Source organism: Ruegeria sp. HKCCA4812 (assembly GCF_013034245.1).
In the GTDB taxonomy this organism is placed as follows: domain Bacteria; phylum Pseudomonadota; class Alphaproteobacteria; order Rhodobacterales; family Rhodobacteraceae; genus Ruegeria.
Window position 1 is genome coordinate 365,781 of record NZ_WQFQ01000004.1, and the last position, 15,895, is coordinate 381,675.

At 57.0% G+C, this 15,895-nt stretch carries 21 protein-coding genes; 14 read left to right on the top strand and 7 right to left on the bottom strand.

The window, feature by feature from the left end; translation table 11 throughout:
* Positions 1-127: 127 nt before the first annotated feature.
* Together GOW04_RS14350 and GOW04_RS14355 are read right to left on the bottom strand one after the other, a co-directional pair.
* On the bottom strand, positions 128-529 hold the full coding sequence (locus GOW04_RS14350) for a DUF4864 domain-containing protein (protein ID WP_171233000.1): 402 nt from the start codon (positions 527-529) through the stop codon (positions 128-130).
* Between the two features lie 49 nt (positions 530-578).
* Positions 579-2,153 carry a lysine--tRNA ligase gene (locus GOW04_RS14355; protein ID WP_171233028.1) on the bottom strand — a complete coding sequence of 525 codons (1,575 nt, stop codon included), beginning with the start codon at positions 2,151-2,153 and terminating at the stop codon, positions 579-581.
* Positions 2,154-2,517: 364 nt separating this feature from the next.
* Between GOW04_RS14355 and GOW04_RS14360 the strand changes: the two genes are divergently transcribed.
* The 3 genes from GOW04_RS14360 to GOW04_RS14370 all read left to right on the top strand — a co-directional run bounded on the left by GOW04_RS14360 (position 2,518) and on the right by GOW04_RS14370 (position 4,125).
* Positions 2,518-3,243 carry a bifunctional 2-polyprenyl-6-hydroxyphenol methylase/3-demethylubiquinol 3-O-methyltransferase UbiG gene (locus GOW04_RS14360; RefSeq protein ID WP_171233001.1) on the top strand — a complete coding sequence of 242 codons (726 nt, stop codon included), beginning with the start codon at positions 2,518-2,520 and terminating at the stop codon, positions 3,241-3,243.
* A complete protein-coding gene (locus GOW04_RS14365; protein ID WP_217356928.1) occupies positions 3,240-3,614 on the top strand; it encodes an EamA family transporter in 375 nt (124 codons plus the stop codon). Before GOW04_RS14360 ends, GOW04_RS14365 begins: the two co-directional genes overlap by 4 nt.
* 88 nt (positions 3,615-3,702) lie before the next feature.
* Positions 3,703-4,125: a tellurite resistance TerB family protein gene (locus tag GOW04_RS14370; RefSeq protein WP_171233030.1), complete on the top strand. Its 423-nt coding sequence runs from the start codon at positions 3,703-3,705 to the stop codon at positions 4,123-4,125.
* 19 nt (positions 4,126-4,144) lie between these two features.
* Here GOW04_RS14370 and dacB read toward each other — a convergent pair whose 3' ends face one another.
* From dacB to GOW04_RS14385, 3 genes are all read right to left on the bottom strand, one after another.
* Positions 4,145-5,623 (bottom strand): D-alanyl-D-alanine carboxypeptidase/D-alanyl-D-alanine-endopeptidase, encoded by a 1,479-nt coding sequence (gene dacB / locus GOW04_RS14375; protein WP_171233002.1) that lies wholly within the window; start codon positions 5,621-5,623, stop codon positions 4,145-4,147.
* Positions 5,624-5,689: 66 nt separating this feature from the next.
* Positions 5,690-6,310 (bottom strand): nicotinate-nucleotide adenylyltransferase, encoded by a 621-nt coding sequence (locus GOW04_RS14380; RefSeq protein WP_152459921.1) that lies wholly within the window; start codon positions 6,308-6,310, stop codon positions 5,690-5,692.
* Between the two features lie 32 nt (positions 6,311-6,342).
* Positions 6,343-6,813: an MOSC domain-containing protein gene (locus GOW04_RS14385; protein ID WP_171233003.1), complete on the bottom strand. Its 471-nt coding sequence runs from the start codon at positions 6,811-6,813 to the stop codon at positions 6,343-6,345.
* 136 nt (positions 6,814-6,949) lie between these two features.
* On the opposite strand from GOW04_RS14385, the gene ettA reads away from it, so the two are divergent.
* The 7 genes from ettA to rplP all read left to right on the top strand — a co-directional run bounded on the left by ettA (position 6,950) and on the right by rplP (position 12,705).
* On the top strand, positions 6,950-8,617 hold the full coding sequence (gene ettA, locus GOW04_RS14390) for an energy-dependent translational throttle protein EttA (protein ID WP_171229109.1): 1,668 nt from the start codon (positions 6,950-6,952) through the stop codon (positions 8,615-8,617).
* 133 nt (positions 8,618-8,750) lie between these two features.
* Entirely contained in the window at positions 8,751-9,680 is a 930-nt protein-coding gene (locus GOW04_RS14395) for a hypothetical protein (protein WP_171233004.1), read from the top strand.
* Positions 9,681-10,060: 380 nt separating this feature from the next.
* Complete coding sequence (gene rplB / locus GOW04_RS14400; protein WP_008757664.1) at positions 10,061-10,903, top strand: 50S ribosomal protein L2; 843 nt, start codon at positions 10,061-10,063, stop codon at positions 10,901-10,903.
* 3 nt (positions 10,904-10,906) lie between these two features.
* Positions 10,907-11,185 carry a 30S ribosomal protein S19 gene (rpsS, locus tag GOW04_RS14405; RefSeq protein WP_068348022.1) on the top strand — a complete coding sequence of 93 codons (279 nt, stop codon included), beginning with the start codon at positions 10,907-10,909 and terminating at the stop codon, positions 11,183-11,185.
* 3 nt (positions 11,186-11,188) lie between these two features.
* The gene (rplV, locus tag GOW04_RS14410) at positions 11,189-11,569 is read left to right on the top strand and encodes a 50S ribosomal protein L22 (protein WP_039538267.1); all 381 of its coding nucleotides are present in this window, start codon (positions 11,189-11,191) and stop codon (positions 11,567-11,569) included.
* Positions 11,569-12,279: a 30S ribosomal protein S3 gene (gene rpsC, locus GOW04_RS14415; RefSeq protein WP_117872244.1), complete on the top strand. Its 711-nt coding sequence runs from the start codon at positions 11,569-11,571 to the stop codon at positions 12,277-12,279. Before rplV ends, rpsC begins: the two co-directional genes overlap by 1 nt.
* Before the next feature lie 12 nt (positions 12,280-12,291).
* Positions 12,292-12,705, top strand: a complete 414-nt coding sequence (rplP, locus tag GOW04_RS14420; RefSeq protein ID WP_117872242.1) for a 50S ribosomal protein L16 — start codon at positions 12,292-12,294, stop codon at positions 12,703-12,705.
* A gap of 63 nt (positions 12,706-12,768) precedes the next feature.
* Here the strand turns inward: rplP and GOW04_RS14425 are convergent, their stop codons facing one another.
* Entirely contained in the window at positions 12,769-13,404 is a 636-nt protein-coding gene (locus GOW04_RS14425; protein WP_171233005.1) for a hypothetical protein, read from the bottom strand.
* 122 nt (positions 13,405-13,526) lie between these two features.
* Here GOW04_RS14425 and GOW04_RS14430 point away from each other — a divergent pair, with 122 nt between their 5' ends.
* Positions 13,527-14,147 carry a 2OG-Fe(II) oxygenase family protein gene (locus tag GOW04_RS14430; RefSeq protein WP_171233006.1) on the top strand — a complete coding sequence of 207 codons (621 nt, stop codon included), beginning with the start codon at positions 13,527-13,529 and terminating at the stop codon, positions 14,145-14,147.
* A gap of 77 nt (positions 14,148-14,224) precedes the next feature.
* Here GOW04_RS14430 and GOW04_RS14435 read toward each other — a convergent pair whose 3' ends face one another.
* Positions 14,225-14,668 (bottom strand): GFA family protein, encoded by a 444-nt coding sequence (locus GOW04_RS14435; RefSeq protein WP_171233007.1) that lies wholly within the window; start codon positions 14,666-14,668, stop codon positions 14,225-14,227.
* 339 nt (positions 14,669-15,007) lie between these two features.
* On the opposite strand from GOW04_RS14435, the gene rpmC reads away from it, so the two are divergent.
* The 3 genes from rpmC (at position 15,008) to rplN (ending at position 15,893) form a co-directional block, all read left to right on the top strand.
* Complete coding sequence (gene rpmC / locus GOW04_RS14440; protein WP_093965352.1) at positions 15,008-15,214, top strand: 50S ribosomal protein L29; 207 nt, start codon at positions 15,008-15,010, stop codon at positions 15,212-15,214.
* A gap of 4 nt (positions 15,215-15,218) precedes the next feature.
* On the top strand, positions 15,219-15,449 hold the full coding sequence (rpsQ, locus tag GOW04_RS14445) for a 30S ribosomal protein S17 (protein WP_152459158.1): 231 nt from the start codon (positions 15,219-15,221) through the stop codon (positions 15,447-15,449).
* Positions 15,450-15,524: 75 nt separating this feature from the next.
* Positions 15,525-15,893, top strand: a complete 369-nt coding sequence (rplN, locus tag GOW04_RS14450) for a 50S ribosomal protein L14 (protein WP_039523372.1) — start codon at positions 15,525-15,527, stop codon at positions 15,891-15,893.
* The last annotated feature ends 2 nt before the right edge of the window (positions 15,894-15,895 follow it).

The following is a 15,895-nucleotide window of genomic DNA, read 5'->3' on the forward strand; positions in this document are numbered from 1 at the left end:
TCTAAATCGCGCCGCACCAATCTGGCGACGCGTCCAAACCCCGTGTCCAGGTCCGCCCCGAACGCGTCAGTCTGAATACCGAAAGAGAGTTAACCACGGCTCATATCACCGTGACGGTGGTGTTGCCTCAGGCCGCAGGGTCAGCGTTGCCCAACAATTGGACGCCGTTGACTTTCCAGCTGTCCTCCAGAGGGATCATCTGATAGTCCAGTATGTGCACACGCCCGTTTTCGTCGGTGATCATCACCTTCTGCCACAAGGCTCCTGCAATTTCACGCAACTCCAGAAAACGAAATTCGGAAGGACGCCAGACCATCGGATACCCATTGCGTACCATTGCTCCGAAATTGTCGGGGTTCTGAAAAAGGCGCTGGATGCTGGGGCTGGCAAAGGTGAAGGCCGTGGCAAAATCATCCGACTTGAAGGCCTGTATCTGCGCCGAAATGTTTGCTTCGATCTCTGCGTTTTGCGCAAATGCGCCCGACCCCAGCCCAACACTCAGGGATACAGCAAGCAAAAATCGACGCATGGGGCCACCTCCTGCAAAAAAGAGTAGCCCCATACGGGATCAGGTCAAGTCAGACCAGCTCTCCGGCCAGCGCCTTATCGATCAGGGCAATTGTTTCAGGCACACCGTACAGCGCGATAAAGCCGCCAAAACGCGGGCCCTGCGATGCACCCAGAAGCACTTCGTACAACGCCGTGAACCAACCGCGCATGGGGTCGAACCGCTCACGCCCGATGGAATAGACCACTGATTGCAGCTCCTCGTCCTCGGTCGGGCCATCATAAGCCTCAAGCGCGGCTTTCAGCGCTTCCAGCGCCTCGCGCTCCTGATCCGTGGGTGCGCGATGTTTGCGCGTTGGTTTGACGAAATCGTTGAAGTAGCGAACCGCAAAGCCCGCAGCCTGATCCAGATCGGGATGGCTTTCAGCCGTTGCTTCCGGCGCATAGCGGCGAATAAAGCCCCACAGCGTCTCCTTGTCTTCTGCGCCCGAGACCGACGCTAGGTTCAGCAACATCGCAAACGGTACGATCAGGGTCGATTCGGGAACGTCGCCACTATGAATGTGCCAGACCGGATTGTTCAGCTGAGCTTTCAGGTCCTGCCCCGGATAGGCGCGCAACTGTTGATGATATTCGTCATAAGCCTTCGGGATCACGTCGAAATGCATCCGCTTGGCTGTCTTGGGCTTTTGATACATGAAATATGCCAGGCTTTCGGTTGGCGCGTAGGTCAGCCATTCGTCGATCGACACGCCATTGCCGGACGATTTCGAGATCTTCTGGCCATTCTCATCCAGGAACAGTTCATAGGAAAAATGCTCGGGCGCACGGCCGCCCAATGCACGGCAGATCGCGTCATAGATCTTTTCGTTGGTAGCATGTTCCTTGCCGTACATCTCGAAATCGACGCCCAGCGCCGCCCAGCGCGCCCCAAAATCAGGCTTCCATTGCAATTTCACGTTGCCGCCAGTGACGGGCACGGTCCATTCCTTGCCGTCCTCGTCATCGAATGTGACGGTATAGGTCTCTGCACACACTTTCTTCATCGGCACATACAGAACCCGCCCGGTTTCCGGATGGATCGGCAGGAAAATCGAATAGGTCTGTTGGCGCTCTTCCCGCAGGCTTTTGAGCATGATGGCCATCACGTCATCATACTTGTCGACCGCGCGCTTCAGGATCTCGTCGAACTGGCCTGACCGATAGAAATCGCGTGCAGAATAGAACTCATAGTCGAATCCGAAAGTATCGAGGAACCGGCGCAACATCGCGTTGTTGTGCTCGCCGAAGCTGGGGTATTCGCCAAATGGATCGGGAACCGAAGTCAACGGGCGCTGCAAATATTCTTCAAGCGCCTCCGGGTTGGGCACATTGCTGGGCACTTTGCGCATCCCGTCCAGATCGTCCGAAAAACAGATCAGCTTGGTCGGTATGTCCGAAAGCGCCTCGAACGCGCGCTTGACCATCGTAGTCCGCGCGACCTCGCCGAATGTTCCGATATGCGGCAAGCCAGACGGGCCGTAACCGGTTTCGAACAGCACATACCCCTTTTCCGGAGCGCCCTTCTGATAGCGTTTGAGCAACCGGCGCGCCTCTTCAAAAGGCCAGGCCTTGGACGACATAGCGGTTTCACGCAGTTCAGACATTTCAATGTGCTCCATCGGGGAAAGTGTCGCGGTCACCCCATGCAACCGGACCGGCCCCTCCTATTGTGCCAGTGCAGCATGAGTCAATAAAGCAGTGGCGCAATTCGCGACACACTGCGCCAAAAAACAGTCGCCCTCGGGCAGGTAGGGAAACGTTCCTTGGCCCGCAAACACTCTGCCCGGGATATCTGCGCTGCATTTTCACCGGCCAGCCTTGCTCAGGCTACAATGGTGGGCCGGTTGTTCCTCCGAAACAAAAAAGACACGGGCGCGGGCGCAAACTTGACCCGGTTGTTTCGCACGCTCACCGGGCAGTGTTAGACAAAGGCGACACGGGGGAGGTCCCCGGACCAGAGGAAACGGGATGCGACGCGAAACCACCAACCGTATACGCTTTGTACTCGAAGATATCGTGCCGCCTATCCTGCGTGACAGCGCCGCGTTTCATTGGCTGGCATGCAGGGTTTGGGGCGACCATATCACGCGCCTTGCCGAATTCCGTGAACGCGCAACCTATCTGACGGATGACGAATACGAAAAGCTCTACCGCGATCATCCGCGCGTGCATCAGGGCACCGACAATTCCGAAGCCTGCATCAAGCGGATTGCCACGGATATCGTCGGGCAGAGCATCTGCGATATCGGCTGCGGCACCGGAGTTCTTTTGCAACGCATAAAGGCCGCCCGGCCCGACATCACGCAACTGACAGGGGTGGATTTCGTCGTCGATGATGCGGCTGCCATCGACAATATCGACTATGTCGCAGCTCGGATCGAAGAACTGCCGTTTGAAGACGACAGCTTTGACACCGTAATCTGCACCCATGTGATCGAGCATCTTCTGGACTACCGGCAAGCGATCGCTGAACTGCGTCGTGTCGCGCGAAAACGCGTCATTATCGTCGTTCCGCGTGAACGCGAATGCAGGTACACCTTCAATCCGCATTTCAACTTTTTCCCCTACACCCACAGCTTTCTGCGCGCGGTGTATCCCAGCCCGGACATCCATGTCTGCGAAGACCTGGGGCGCGACATCTACTATTGCGAAGACCGCCCCGAGGAAAAACCGGAACCGGAGCACCAAGGATGACTCCGCCCGCCCCAACGACACTGGTCTGGGCTGGTTTGCTGTTCACACCAGTTATGATCTCGGCCGGGCAAATTCTGTTCAAACTGGCGGGAAACCGGATTGATGGGCGCGAAGCCACCGGATTGGCGGACCTCATCCAGACGCTGTTCGATCCTTTCCTTTTGACAGCCTTTGCCATCTATGGCTCGGCTACAGTGCTGTGGGTGTATGTCTTGAGGTATCTGACTCTGTCCCAGGCCTACCCTTTTATGGCCCTCAGTTTCGTTCTTGTGCCACTGGCCTCGCACGTCTTCTTCGGCGAAACACTTGGGCTGCGCTACTGGCTGGGGGCCGCGCTTTTGATTTCGGGAATGATGGTCATGAATACCTGATCGCGCGGGATGGATGAAACAAGGTGTTGAACCTGACCCGCTGCGCTCATATCGTGCGTCCTCGAACGACCCCAATCAGGACCATCCCATGACCGAGCAAGTGCCCCACCCGATGTCCCCGCAAGATTGCCTTGTGGCGATCATGGTTGCAGTCTCGGCGTCTGACGAAAACATCCGAACCGCCGAGCTGGTCAAGATCGAGGTTGCCGTGAACATGCTGCCGGTCTTTGCCGGGTATGACATCGATCGGACCCGTCATGTATCACAGATTGTTTTTGACCTGTTCGAACAGGAAGACGGTTTGGATGCGCTGTTTGGCCTGATCCGCGAAAACCTCCCCGAGCGTCTGAACGAAACGGCCTATGCGCTGGCGTGCGATGTTGCGGCTGCCGACGGTGCGCTGGCCGAAACGGAACTGCGCCTGCTGGAAGAAATCCGGTACGAGCTGAATATCGACCGTCTGCATGCCGCCGCAATCGAACGCGGGGCGCGCGCGCGCCACACGGTCTGATCCGGGCAATCTACGGGTTTCAGCTTCCGTAGAGTGCGCCCCAACGTTCCAGCAAGGCCCGTTGCAGTTTCCGCGACCTGCGGTTCCAGCTGCGCGCGCCTTCAGGCCGTTCGCGTTGTGCGCGAGGAATCTTGGCGCGATGGGCCACGTCCGCCGTAAAAATGGCAAAGGCCAGATCGACCCCATCCGCCGTTGTCAGGAAACCGCCCAACCCGGATACGAAGTTCAATGTGCCTGTCTTGGCATCGACCTTGATCGGGTGGTTCTTGACCGGCCGCCCATTTCGATCCGTCAAGGCAAAAGGCTTCATCAATGGGCGCAATGCGCCCATTTTCCGGGCCGCGACAAGGGCCGCAACCAGATCCGCCGGCACCATACGCGAGGCATCGCCAAGACCGGAATGATCGACCATCGCGATCCCGTTCACGCCAAAGCTCTGAGACGCCCAACGGTTCATCTCGGCCGCCGACTCCGCCAGGTTGCGCGGGTCAACGCCCCGCGCTTTGGTTGCGGCCAGCCCGACCATCTCGGCCGTCAGGTTGGTTGAGTATTTCAGCATCCCGCGCAAAATACTGTCCAATGGATCGCTGCGATGCACCACAAGGTCGACACCTTTTGGCGCCTCTCGTGTCACCTGCACCCGATTCAGAACGATTCCATTGGATCGGGCCAAAGTACGAAACACATCACCCGCGTACAATGCGGGTTTGCGCACAGGCAGCCAGCGCGCCCCGCCATTGCCCAGCGCGCCCTTGGCCACGGTCCAGCGGTCCTGCCGCGCACTTGGCTGATAGGTATAGATAGGCAAGCTGCGGTTCTCGACCCGCATGGCTGCCACATCCACTGCCGGCACATATCGTGCGCTGCGTGCATCCATGGTCACATCGTAACCCTTACCAGCACGCTTCCACTCGAAATGGACCCGATTGAAATTCAACGATATCCCGCTTACCGCCGGGCTGTACCCCACATGATCCGGCTGACCGGGATCAATGCTGAACACGAAGGGCAGCGCCCCGTCATAGACCTTGAAGGCTCCTCGAACCTCGGTGATTCCGGCTTCGCGCAGGTTGGCCGCCATCGTGGCCAGCGCATCCGTATCCAACAGCGGGTCACCCCCGCCTGCCAGTATCAGATCGCCACGCAGAATCCCGTTTTCAATTGGCCCATCTGCGATCAAACGGGTTTCGAACCGGTGGTCGGGCCCCAGAACGTCCAGCGCGTAAAGCGCGGTCATCGCCTTGCCGACACTGGCCGGGGGCAAGCCCGCACCTTCACCAAATACCTCCAGCGGCTTTCCGGTCGCCACATCCGCGACGGCGAAAACAACTTCGCCCGTCAACCCTGCGGCTGCAACCAAACGCTCGGCACCACTCAACAGCGCCGCACGCGCGCGCGGCCTGAGCGAGACCAGCGGCGCCTGCGCCAGACCAGCTGCCGGGATCAGAAACGCCCCCAATCCTCCCAGAAACACACGACGTGAAAAACGACCAGCCATAGTTGGAATAAAATCCCACAGATCAAATGCGCGCAACCACTCGCTGCGATTATGCGTCGGGCAAGGCTATTCCGGCAACACTTCCGCGCGCCATTCGCCGCGCGTCCGAATTTCCGTGGAACTGACATCAACCATCGGCACATTCACGAAACACCAGGCCGGAGCTTGCGCCCGCCCCAAAAGATGCCGCGCCTGCCCGTCGATTCTGTACTTGGCATAGACCCGCGCCGCCCTGGACATCCGGGCAGATATCCGGTCGCCGGGCCGTGCGACCACACCAACAGGGACACTGTCCATGATCCCTCGCCAATCTTTCCAACGGTGAAATTGCGCCAGATTGTCCGCCCCCATCAGCCAGACAAATCGCACCTGTGGATACAATCGCTGCAACGCTGTCAGAGTATCCGCAGTCGCGCGTGTACCTGTCAGCGCCTCGATATCCGTCACCTCGACACGCGGATGCTGCATCACATTCCGCGCTGCCGCCATTCGCCTGTCCATGGGCGCGGGCCCGCGTTCCTTCAACGGATTGCCCGGCGATACCAGCCACCAAACCCGATCCAGCCCGAACGCCTTCATTGCCTCAAGCGTGACGTGCACATGGCCCTGATGCGGTGGATCAAACGACCCGCCGAACAGACCGACGACCTGTCCAGGTCGCGCATAGGGTATGCCGTACCGCTCCATACCCTGCTGATGTTCAGAACTGCGAGGCGTTGTCAATCAACAGGTTGCACCACATCACCCAGCTGAACCCGCCTGGGTCGCACGACTTCGGCGCACCATCCTCCGTGCCCACGCACGGAGGAATAGCCACCCTTGCCCAGCGCTTCTTCCATCCGGCTGCACGGCGCACAAATCACGGTGAGGCGCAAAATTGCCTCGCCCGCCTGCACCTCGCGCCCTTTGAGCGCCGTCAGATTTATCCCCGAAACCACCAGGTTGCGCCGAAGGATCACAGGCGCAACCGGCCCCTGCCCCAGGTACGACCCAATCGCCGCCAGATGCTCCTGCTGGATCAGAGTCACCGCCCGCTTGCCAACGCGGGCGCGGTCACTGATCAGACCGGCCTCGGCAATCACGGATTCCTCCAGTGACACCATCTCGGCCCGGCGCTGTGGTCGCGCTCCGATCCAAGTCACGCAACCGGGCTGCGCCCAACCCGCAATCAATTCGGCCAGTTCCAACATAACACCCCCATTTACAGCGCACCCACACTATGCCGCCCGACCCAAAGACGAAATTCACAATACCACCAGCTTGCCCCGCCCGTCCCGCTCGGATATCCAGCGTTTCAACCAAATTTCCCGACCCAGAGGACGCGACATGGCCGCCTATCAATATGTTTACCACATGCAGGGTGTCTCCAAGACCTATCCCGGTGGCAAGAAGTGCTTTGAAAACATCCACCTCAGTTTTCTGCCCGGCGTGAAAATCGGTGTCGTCGGCGTCAACGGCGCCGGTAAATCGACGCTGATGAAGATCATGGCCGGTCTCGACACCGACTTCACCGGCGAGGCATGGGCCGCCGAGGGCGCCAAGGTCGGCTATCTGCCGCAGGAACCGCAACTGGATGAATCCCTGACCGTTCGCGAAAACGTCATGCTGGGCGTGGCCGGGAAAAAGGCCAAGGTCGACCGCTTCAACGAGATCGCGATGGAGATCGCCGAGAACTACTCGGACGAGCTGATGGAGGAAATGACCACCCTGCAGGACGCGATCGACGCGGAAAACCTGTGGGATCTGGACAGCCAGATCGATGTCTCGATGGAGGCGCTGCGCTGCCCGCCGGACGACGCCGACATCGCCAATCTTTCGGGCGGTGAAAAACGCCGCGTGGCGCTGTGCAAGCTGCTGCTGGAAGCGCCCGACATGCTGCTCTTGGACGAACCGACCAACCACCTGGACGCGGAAACCATCGCCTGGCTGCAACAGCACCTGATCGACTACAAAGGCACCATCCTGATCGTCACCCACGACCGTTATTTCCTGGATGACATCACCGGCTGGATTCTCGAATTGGACCGCGGCCGTGGCATTCCGTACGAGGGCAACTATTCCTCGTGGCTGGAGCAGAAAGCCAAGCGGCTTGAGCAAGAGGCCCGCGAGGACAAATCCAAGCAGAAGACGCTTCAGCGCGAACTGGAATGGATGCGTCAGGGTCAAAAGGCGCGTCAGGCCAAATCCAAGGCCCGGATCAACGCCTATAACGAGCTGGCGGAACAGTCCGAACGCGAAAAGCTGACCCGCGCCCAGATCGTCATCCCCAACGGCCCGCGCCTTGGCAGCAAGGTGATCGAGGTCAATGGGCTGGCCAAGCACATGGGCGACAAGCAACTGATCGAGGATCTCTCGTTCAGCCTGCCGCCCGGTGGCATCGTCGGCGTGATCGGCCCCAACGGCGCCGGTAAATCGACCCTGTTCAAAATGCTCACCGGCCATGAAAAGCCCGACGCCGGCACCATCGAATACGGCGACACGGTGCAGCTGTCCTATGTCGATCAATCGCGCGACGACCTCAACGACAACGACACCGTGTGGGAGGCGATCACCGGCGGCGCCGAGATCATTCAGCTGGGCGACGCGCAGGTCAATTCCCGCGCCTATTGCTCGTCCTTCAACTTCAAGGGCGGCGACCAGCAGAAAAAGGTTTCACTGCTGTCAGGGGGTGAGCGTAACCGCGTCCACATGGCCCGCCTGCTGAAAGAGGGCGGCAACGTCCTGCTGCTCGACGAACCGACCAACGATCTGGACGTCGAAACCCTGCGCGCTCTGGAAGACGCGCTGGTCGATTTCGCCGGCTGCGCCGTGGTGATCTCGCACGATCGTTTCTTCCTCGACCGGATCTGTACGCATATTCTGGCCTTTGAAGGTGATGCCCACGTGGAATGGTTCGAGGGCAACTTCGAGGACTACGAAGAGGACAAAAAGCGCCGTTTGGGACCGGATGCGCTGGAGCCCAAGCGGTTGAAGCACAAAAAGTTTGCGCGGTAGACGCCCCAGAGCAATAAATTGATGACCAGAACAGGCCGCTCTTGGAATACCAAGCGGCCTGTTTTTTTACCGTTATTCTCAAAGCCAGGCAAATTTGATACTCTAATTGCAATTCCTTTGTTTGAGTATTGTTATGGCAGAACCCATCACCGCACTTGCTGCACCCCTGATGCCATTTCTGGACTATCTGCGGCCAAACAAATCACCCTATGTGCTGGTATCTGTCGCAATTCTGACGTGCTTGCTGTTACCTCAGAACAACCTGTTTGAGAGCCCATATGGATGGATGTACCATATTCCAATTTACTGCGTGATTGCCTGTACGGTCGTGCTGTCCTTTTTGTACCGCCCACCCGAAGTTGTACGGCACAACGCCAAAGCATCCGGGCACTTGGCCACGACGACAAACCTGACCGAGGTGTCCGATGACAGCATGGTCGACATGGATCATCAGCTAAAGTTCTCTCGGTCGTTCTGTCTAATATGCGGGCTCGTTTCTCTCTACATTTTGTTCAAGTCCGAAAGCAGACCATTTTTCGAAATATTCACCGTGCTTTATTTTGTTATCGTTTTTCATATTGCGGTGTTCATGGGTTATCTTCTGTTTCGATCCCTGCGAGAAGAAAGCATAAACAAATTTGCAGTTTTTCAGATTGGTTTCATTACAGGAATAAGCCTACTCGGAACCGCACTGTCTTACGACCAAATCAACAAGAATGATTATTCCATTCTGTCGAATTGCACTCAAAACTCGCTGCTCATTCTGGACAACAACGAAAATATCGCAAGGTTCGAGGAAGAAAGGGGAATATTTCTGGACGGAATGCCTATTCCACCGGAAGACCAAGGCTTTCCCCCAGTCGAGACGGCATATACCAAATGCGATACACCGGAAACGGTCGTTTTTTCCGGTTACTTGTATGAGATTGACCCCAAGGACATCACCAAAAGAATCGATTGGAAAGCAACAAACACCATTATCTTCGCGATAGCCTGGCTTGCATTTATGTTGTTTTGGGTTCTTCGTTTGAAGAAATTCATTCGCGTGGTGTTCGTAGATTAAAAGGCGAAGAGGGATAACCTTCCAACCGATCTCTCGCAACGCTCAGGGCTGAAAACCTTTGGGTGAACGCAACGGGGCGGCCTTCTTCGCCGACTGAAACCATCGCAAGATACCTGACAAAATCGACAAATGCAGATACAAGCGGCAAAACCACGTCAAGAATACGTGTGGTTTCCACGGCCACAGAAGAAGTTTGACACTCTCTCTTGTCACCCGGCCCCAACACTGCTAGATGCACCCAATCTTGCGGCCTCGGATTCGTTCCGGGGCCTTAGATATTTTGAACCGGGGACCTTCGGGGCCCTATACCCTTGGCACCTACGGGGGCCTCTCACATAGCGGGGAACCCCCTCGCACTTGCTAAACGGAAGACAGAAAGCATGGCACTCAAGTCGTACAAGCCGACGACGCCGGGCCAGCGCGGGCTGGTGCTGATCGACCGTTCGGAGCTTTGGAAAGGACGTCCGGTCAAGTCTCTCACTGAGGGTTTGACCAAATCGGGCGGCCGGAACAACACCGGACGGATCACTTCACGCCGCCGCGGCGGTGGCGCAAAGCGTCTCTACCGGATCGTTGACTTCAAACGGAACAAATTTGATGTCGCGGCAACCGTCGAGCGGATCGAATATGACCCGAACCGGACCGCATTCATCGCACTGGTAAAATACGAAGACGGCGAGCAGGCCTATATCCTGGCTCCGCAGCGTCTGGCTGTTGGTGACAAAGTCGTGGCATCTGCCAAGGCCGACATCAAGCCGGGCAACGCAATGCCGTTCTCGGGCATGCCCATTGGTACCATCGTCCACAATATCGAGATGAAGCCTGGCAAAGGCGGTCAGATCGCACGTGCGGCCGGTACTTACGCTCAGTTCGTTGGTCGCGATGGCGGCTACGCTCAGATCCGTCTGAGCTCGGGCGAGCTGCGCATGGTCCGTCAGGAATGCATGGCCACCGTTGGTGCCGTGTCCAACCCCGACAACTCGAACCAGAACCTCGGTAAAGCCGGTCGTATGCGCCACAAAGGCGTTCGTCCGTCGGTTCGTGGTGTTGCAATGAACCCGATCGATCACCCGCACGGTGGTGGTGAAGGTCGTACCTCGGGTGGCCGTACACCGGTTACACCGTGGGGTAAGGACACCAAGGGTAAGCGTACCCGCAACAAGAACAAAGCGTCCCAGAAGCTGATCATCCGCTCGCGGCACGCCAAGAAGAAGGGACGTTAATCTATGTCTCGCTCTGTTTGGAAGGGTCCTTTCGTCGATGCTTATGTGCTGAAAAAAGCCGAAGCAGCGCGCGAGTCGGGCCGCAACGAAGTCATCAAGATCTGGTCGCGTCGTTCCACCATTCTGCCCCAATTCGTGGGTCTGACCTTTGGTGTGTACAATGGCCAGAAGCATATCCCGGTAAACGTCACGGAAGACATGATTGGTCAGAAGTTCGGTGAATACTCGCCAACTCGTACCTACTATGGTCACGCCGCAGACAAAAAAGCGAAGCGGAAGTAAGTCATGGGCAAGGAAAAGAACCCCCGCCGCGTGGCTGAAAACGAAGCAATGGCGAAAACTCGCATGCTTCGCACCAGCCCGCAGAAACTGAACCTGGTTGCGCAAATGATCCGCGGCAAGAAAGTCGAGAAGGCTCTGACCGACCTGACTTTCTCGAACAAGCGTGTCGCGCAGGACGTCAAGAAGTGCCTGCAGTCCGCAATCGCGAATGCCGAAAACAACCACAACCTGGACGTTGACGAACTGATCGTCGCCGAAGCTTGGGTTGGCAAGAACCTGGTCATGAAGCGCGGTCGCCCGCGTGCCCGTGGCCGTTTCGGCAAGATCATGAAGCCGTTCTCGGAGATCACCATCAAGGTGCGTCAAGTTGAGGAGCAAGCCTAATGGGACATAAAGTCAATCCGATCGGCATGCGCCTTCAGGTCAACCGCACCTGGGACAGCCGCTGGTACGCTGACACCAAGGATTACGGTGATCTTCTGCTGGAAGACATCAAGATCCGTGAGTTCATTCAGAAAGAGTGCAAGCAGGCCGGTGTTGCACGTGTGATCATCGAACGTCCGCACAAGAAGTGCCGCGTAACGATCCACACCGCACGTCCGGGTGTCATTATCGGCAAGAAAGGTGCAGACATCGAAGTTCTGCGCAAAAAGCTTGCTGGTATGACCGACAGCGAACTGCACCTGAACATCGTCGAAGTGCGCAAGCCCGAGCTTGACGCGCAGCTGGTTGCCGAGTCGATCGCTCAGCAGCTGGAACGTCGTGTTTCGTTCCGTCGCGCAATGAAGCGCTCGGTTCAGAACGCCATGCGCATGGGCGCCCTGGGTATCCGGGTGAACGTCGCTGGCCGTCTGGGCGGCGCCGAAATCGCACGGACCGAATGGTATCGCGAAGGCCGCGTGCCTCTGCATACCCTGCGTGCCGACATCGATTACGCACATGCCGAAGCGATGACTCCTTACGGGATCATCGGGATCAAGGTCTGGATCTTCAAAGGTGAGATCATGGAGCACGATCCGCAGGCACGTGACCGTAAAGCACAGGAACTCCAGGACGGCCCTGCACCTCGTGGTGCTGGTGGCGGTCGTCGCTAAGGAGGGAAAGATATGCTTCAACCAAAGCGTACGAAATTCCGCAAGATGCACAAAGGCCGGATCAAGGGAGAAGCCAAGGGCGGCTCTGATCTGAACTTTGGCACCTACGGTCTGAAAGCCTTGCAGCCCGAGCGCGTCACCGCGCGTCAGATCGAAGCTGCACGTCGTGCCATGACCCGTCACATGAAACGTCAGGGTCGTGTCTGGATCCGTATCTTCCCCGACACTCCGGTCACTGCAAAGCCGATCGAAGTTCGTATGGGTAAAGGTAAGGGTTCGGTGGACCGCTGGGTTTGCAAGGTCAAGCCCGGCCGCGTGATGTTCGAGATCGACGGCGTCAATGACGACATCGCCCGCGAGGCCCTGCGCCTGGCCGCGATGAAGCTGCCGATCAAGACCCGCGTCGTGGTTCGCGAAGACTGGTAAGCGATCCGGGGTTTCCCCGTTCGTGACAAAATTGACCCCCGTCGGGAAACCGGCGGGGGTTTATTATTCAGATTGCCTTAGCTCGCCGCAAACGAGTTTCTCGGTTCTTTCCGACATGAGGCAAGCCATGTTTCCGACAATCGAAGCCTCAAATAGCTCACCACAGTGTTCATTTTCCTTGTGGATGATACAGCCGTGTGTCTTTTTCGTTAACGCGTCAACCATCAGTTGTTTAAGAGACGAATTTGCTATTCCAATCTGGTTTTCTAGCTGAATTTCTCCGAAGCCGAACATATCTACCGGCGTTAAGCCCGTCTCAGCCCAAGTTTTTTTGTCTTCATCAGGTATCAGTACGCCGGTGCCACGCTCCAAGGCATTTAACGCGAACATCCTAGCTGGCAAAGAGTTCTCGACGTCTTCTTGGTAATCGCCTGCAAGGATCGTAAGGCTTAATTTGGCAAGTTCCAGATCGATTTCGCGATTTTCCTTAGCATATTTCAATTCAAGCTCCCGCAGCGTCGAATTGTATGAGTATGTCGAAGCCTGATAACTCGCCCATGCAGCTAGTGCCGCAGTAATTGCACCTCCGACAACGTACTGCATCAATCCACTGGCTCGTTGTTTGTTCGCCGCATTTTGGTTGGCGAGCGCAGTCTTGTAGTTCAACTCGGCTATTTTCGCTTCTATCTCATTGGTCATAACTAGTTTCCCCAAAATATTGGAGATAATCCGCCTGTTTTGAGAACGGGTCAATTCCGATTGTAAAGTCGGAAACAGCGCAGTCTCTCGCAATTTGTTTGTTACTAAGTTATGCCCACCGCATGGCACAGATTGAATCACTTTTCGTAACCCGTCTTTATCGCGCAGCTTTGTCCGAGTTCGGTCCGAGGATCGATGCGGAAGAGTTGGAAAACTCGTGCCTTGTCATCGCCGAAGATGACGAGGCCGGGCAGCAATGGTGTGAGGATAACGGCTATCCCGGCTACACCAGCTATGCCTCGCTGACCGATCTGCCCTGGCGTTTCCCGATCTTCGCCGAACTGGTGAAGGTACTGGATCAGCACGTGGCGGCCTTCGCCAAAGATCTGGAGTTCGATCTGGGCGAAGGCGCGTTGAAGCTGGAAGACCTGTGGATCAACATCCTGCCCGAGGGTGGCATGCATTCCAGCCACCTGCACCCGTACAGCGTGATCTCGGGCACGACCTATGTGGCGATGCCCGAGGGGGCGAGCGCGCTGAAACTGGAAGACCCGCGATCAGGTCGCATGATGGCTGCGCCGACGCGTCTGAAAGGTGGGCGGCGCGATTTGCAGCCATTCATCTACATGAAACCGCAGGTGGGGGATGTCTTGCTTTGGGAAAGCTGGCTGCGCCACGAGGTCCCGATGAACATGGCCGAGGAAGAGCGGATATCGGTCAGTTTTAACTATCGGTGGGACTGAACGCTCCCACCGAATAACGGCATCTTGAATGCCGGAGAACACCGTTGGCACTCCGCCCAGATTGAACGAAAGCCCTGTCAGGCGGCAGGTGACGGCCAAGCAAATTCTGGACGGAACGCTTCATATACCGGTCGTCCGTCATCAGGCTTGGGGTACCCTTTGCTGTCATCGTAAAACGCGTGGTAAGTCGCTGCAGGAAACTTGCTGTCATCATACCCCATCACGTTGGGTACAGCCACGCGTATGCGCTTTTGCCTATCATCCAGCATCAGCGCGGCCCCGCACTCAGAACAGGTGCAAAGCTCTAAAGGGCCATCGGGATTGTTGGCGTTGAATGGTTGACGGTTCATCTTATCTTCGGGGTCTGCTGACAGATCTGCGTAGTTGAAGAACGCAACATGGGTTGTGTGCTGTCCGGTCACGGACTTACAGACATCACAGTGGCATTCATGGTTGTCTATCGGTTCTGCCGTCGCGACTATCTTGACGTGTTCACATCCTCCTGAATAAGGGCTGGTCATTTTCTTACCTCCTCTGTGAACTTCAGGCTTTTGGGCCTTCTCTATTGGGCGCCGAACGCGGCCCGTTGGCAATACAGACCTTGGCCTGAGTTTGGATGAGGAATACTTCGCGGAAGTTTCGTGATTGGTAACCCGTTCGGCGACCGAGAGCATCCAATTCCCTCGCCATCAAGAAGGCGTCAAACTTTCCCTTGCCCCCCACTCCCTAAACCCTTATACGGCGGCATCCTGCGTGTCGCCCGGCGTTGTCGGGCGATTCGCATGTCTATCATTCATCCACCAGGTCCAAGGTGACCCGTGTACGGGGCCTTCTGGTGTTTTGAGCAAAGGAAAAAGGCGATGAACGCCCAAGAACTGCGTGAAAAGACCCCGGACCAGCTCCGCGAGGAACTGGCCAACCTGAAGAAAGAAAGCTTTAATCTGCGCTTTCAACAGGCAACCGGTCAGCTGGAAAACACGGCTGGCATCAAAGCGGCCCGCCGCAATGCTGCCCGCGTCAAAACCATTCTGAACGAAAAGGCCGCTGCCGCGGCATCGGAGGAGTAATCCCATGCCCAAGCGTATCCTGTCCGGAGTAGTAACCAGCGACGCCAACGAGCAGACCGTGACTGTTTCGGTTGAACGCCGTTTCAAGCACCCGCTGCTGCACAAAACCGTTCGTAAGTCCAAGAAATACCGGGCTCATGACGAAAAGAACGCCTTCAAGGTCGGCGACACCGTACGCATCATCGAATGCGCGCCGAAATCGAAGACGAAACGTTGGGAGGTTCTGGAGGCGTAAGCCCCCAGACCTTTCCATTTGTCGAAACCCTGGGGGAATTAACAAGACCAGCCCCCACAGGTCGGGAGAAACCACATGATCCAGATGCAGACCAATCTGGATGTCGCTGACAACTCCGGCGCTCGCCGAGTTCAGTGCATCAAGGTCCTGGGTGGTTCCAAGCGTAAATACGCCTCCGTCGGCGACATCATTGTCGTCTCGGTGAAGGAAGCCATCCCACGCGGCCGCGTGAAGAAAGGGGACGTCCGCAAGGCCGTCGTCGTACGCACCGCCAAGGAAGTCCGTCGCGAAGACGGCACCGCGATCCGTTTCGATCGCAACGCCGCCGTCATCCTGAACAATAACAACGAGCCGATCGGTACCCGTATCTTTGGCCCCGTTGTTCGCGAACTGCGCGGCAAGAACTTCATGAAAATCATCTCGCTGGCTCCGGAGGTGCTGTAATC

Coding starts and splice junctions, on each gene's coding strand:
- rplP (WP_117872242.1), top strand. CDS start 12,292: ATGCTTCAACCAAAGCGTACGAAATTCCGCAAGATGCACAAAGGCCGG.
- GOW04_RS14435 (WP_171233007.1), bottom strand. CDS start 14,668: ATGACCAGCCCTTATTCAGGAGGATGTGAACACGTCAAGATAGTCGCG.
- GOW04_RS14385 (WP_171233003.1), bottom strand. CDS start 6,813: ATGTTGGAACTGGCCGAATTGATTGCGGGTTGGGCGCAGCCCGGTTGC.
- rplV (WP_039538267.1), top strand. CDS start 11,189: ATGGGCAAGGAAAAGAACCCCCGCCGCGTGGCTGAAAACGAAGCAATG.
- GOW04_RS14360 (WP_171233001.1), top strand. CDS start 2,518: ATGCGACGCGAAACCACCAACCGTATACGCTTTGTACTCGAAGATATC.
- dacB (WP_171233002.1), bottom strand. CDS start 5,623: ATGGCTGGTCGTTTTTCACGTCGTGTGTTTCTGGGAGGATTGGGGGCG.
- rpsQ (WP_152459158.1), top strand. CDS start 15,219: ATGCCCAAGCGTATCCTGTCCGGAGTAGTAACCAGCGACGCCAACGAG.
- GOW04_RS14380 (WP_152459921.1), bottom strand. CDS start 6,310: ATGGAGCGGTACGGCATACCCTATGCGCGACCTGGACAGGTCGTCGGT.
- GOW04_RS14350 (WP_171233000.1), bottom strand. CDS start 529: ATGCGTCGATTTTTGCTTGCTGTATCCCTGAGTGTTGGGCTGGGGTCG.
- GOW04_RS14370 (WP_171233030.1), top strand. CDS start 3,703: ATGACCGAGCAAGTGCCCCACCCGATGTCCCCGCAAGATTGCCTTGTG.
- GOW04_RS14395 (WP_171233004.1), top strand. CDS start 8,751: ATGGCAGAACCCATCACCGCACTTGCTGCACCCCTGATGCCATTTCTG.
- rplN (WP_039523372.1), top strand. CDS start 15,525: ATGATCCAGATGCAGACCAATCTGGATGTCGCTGACAACTCCGGCGCT.
- rpmC (WP_093965352.1), top strand. CDS start 15,008: ATGAACGCCCAAGAACTGCGTGAAAAGACCCCGGACCAGCTCCGCGAG.
- rpsC (WP_117872244.1), top strand. CDS start 11,569: ATGGGACATAAAGTCAATCCGATCGGCATGCGCCTTCAGGTCAACCGC.
- GOW04_RS14355 (WP_171233028.1), bottom strand. CDS start 2,153: ATGTCTGAACTGCGTGAAACCGCTATGTCGTCCAAGGCCTGGCCTTTT.
- GOW04_RS14430 (WP_171233006.1), top strand. CDS start 13,527: ATGGCACAGATTGAATCACTTTTCGTAACCCGTCTTTATCGCGCAGCT.
- GOW04_RS14425 (WP_171233005.1), bottom strand. CDS start 13,404: ATGACCAATGAGATAGAAGCGAAAATAGCCGAGTTGAACTACAAGACT.
- rpsS (WP_068348022.1), top strand. CDS start 10,907: ATGTCTCGCTCTGTTTGGAAGGGTCCTTTCGTCGATGCTTATGTGCTG.
- rplB (WP_008757664.1), top strand. CDS start 10,061: ATGGCACTCAAGTCGTACAAGCCGACGACGCCGGGCCAGCGCGGGCTG.
- GOW04_RS14365 (WP_217356928.1), top strand. CDS start 3,240: ATGACTCCGCCCGCCCCAACGACACTGGTCTGGGCTGGTTTGCTGTTC.
- ettA (WP_171229109.1), top strand. CDS start 6,950: ATGGCCGCCTATCAATATGTTTACCACATGCAGGGTGTCTCCAAGACC.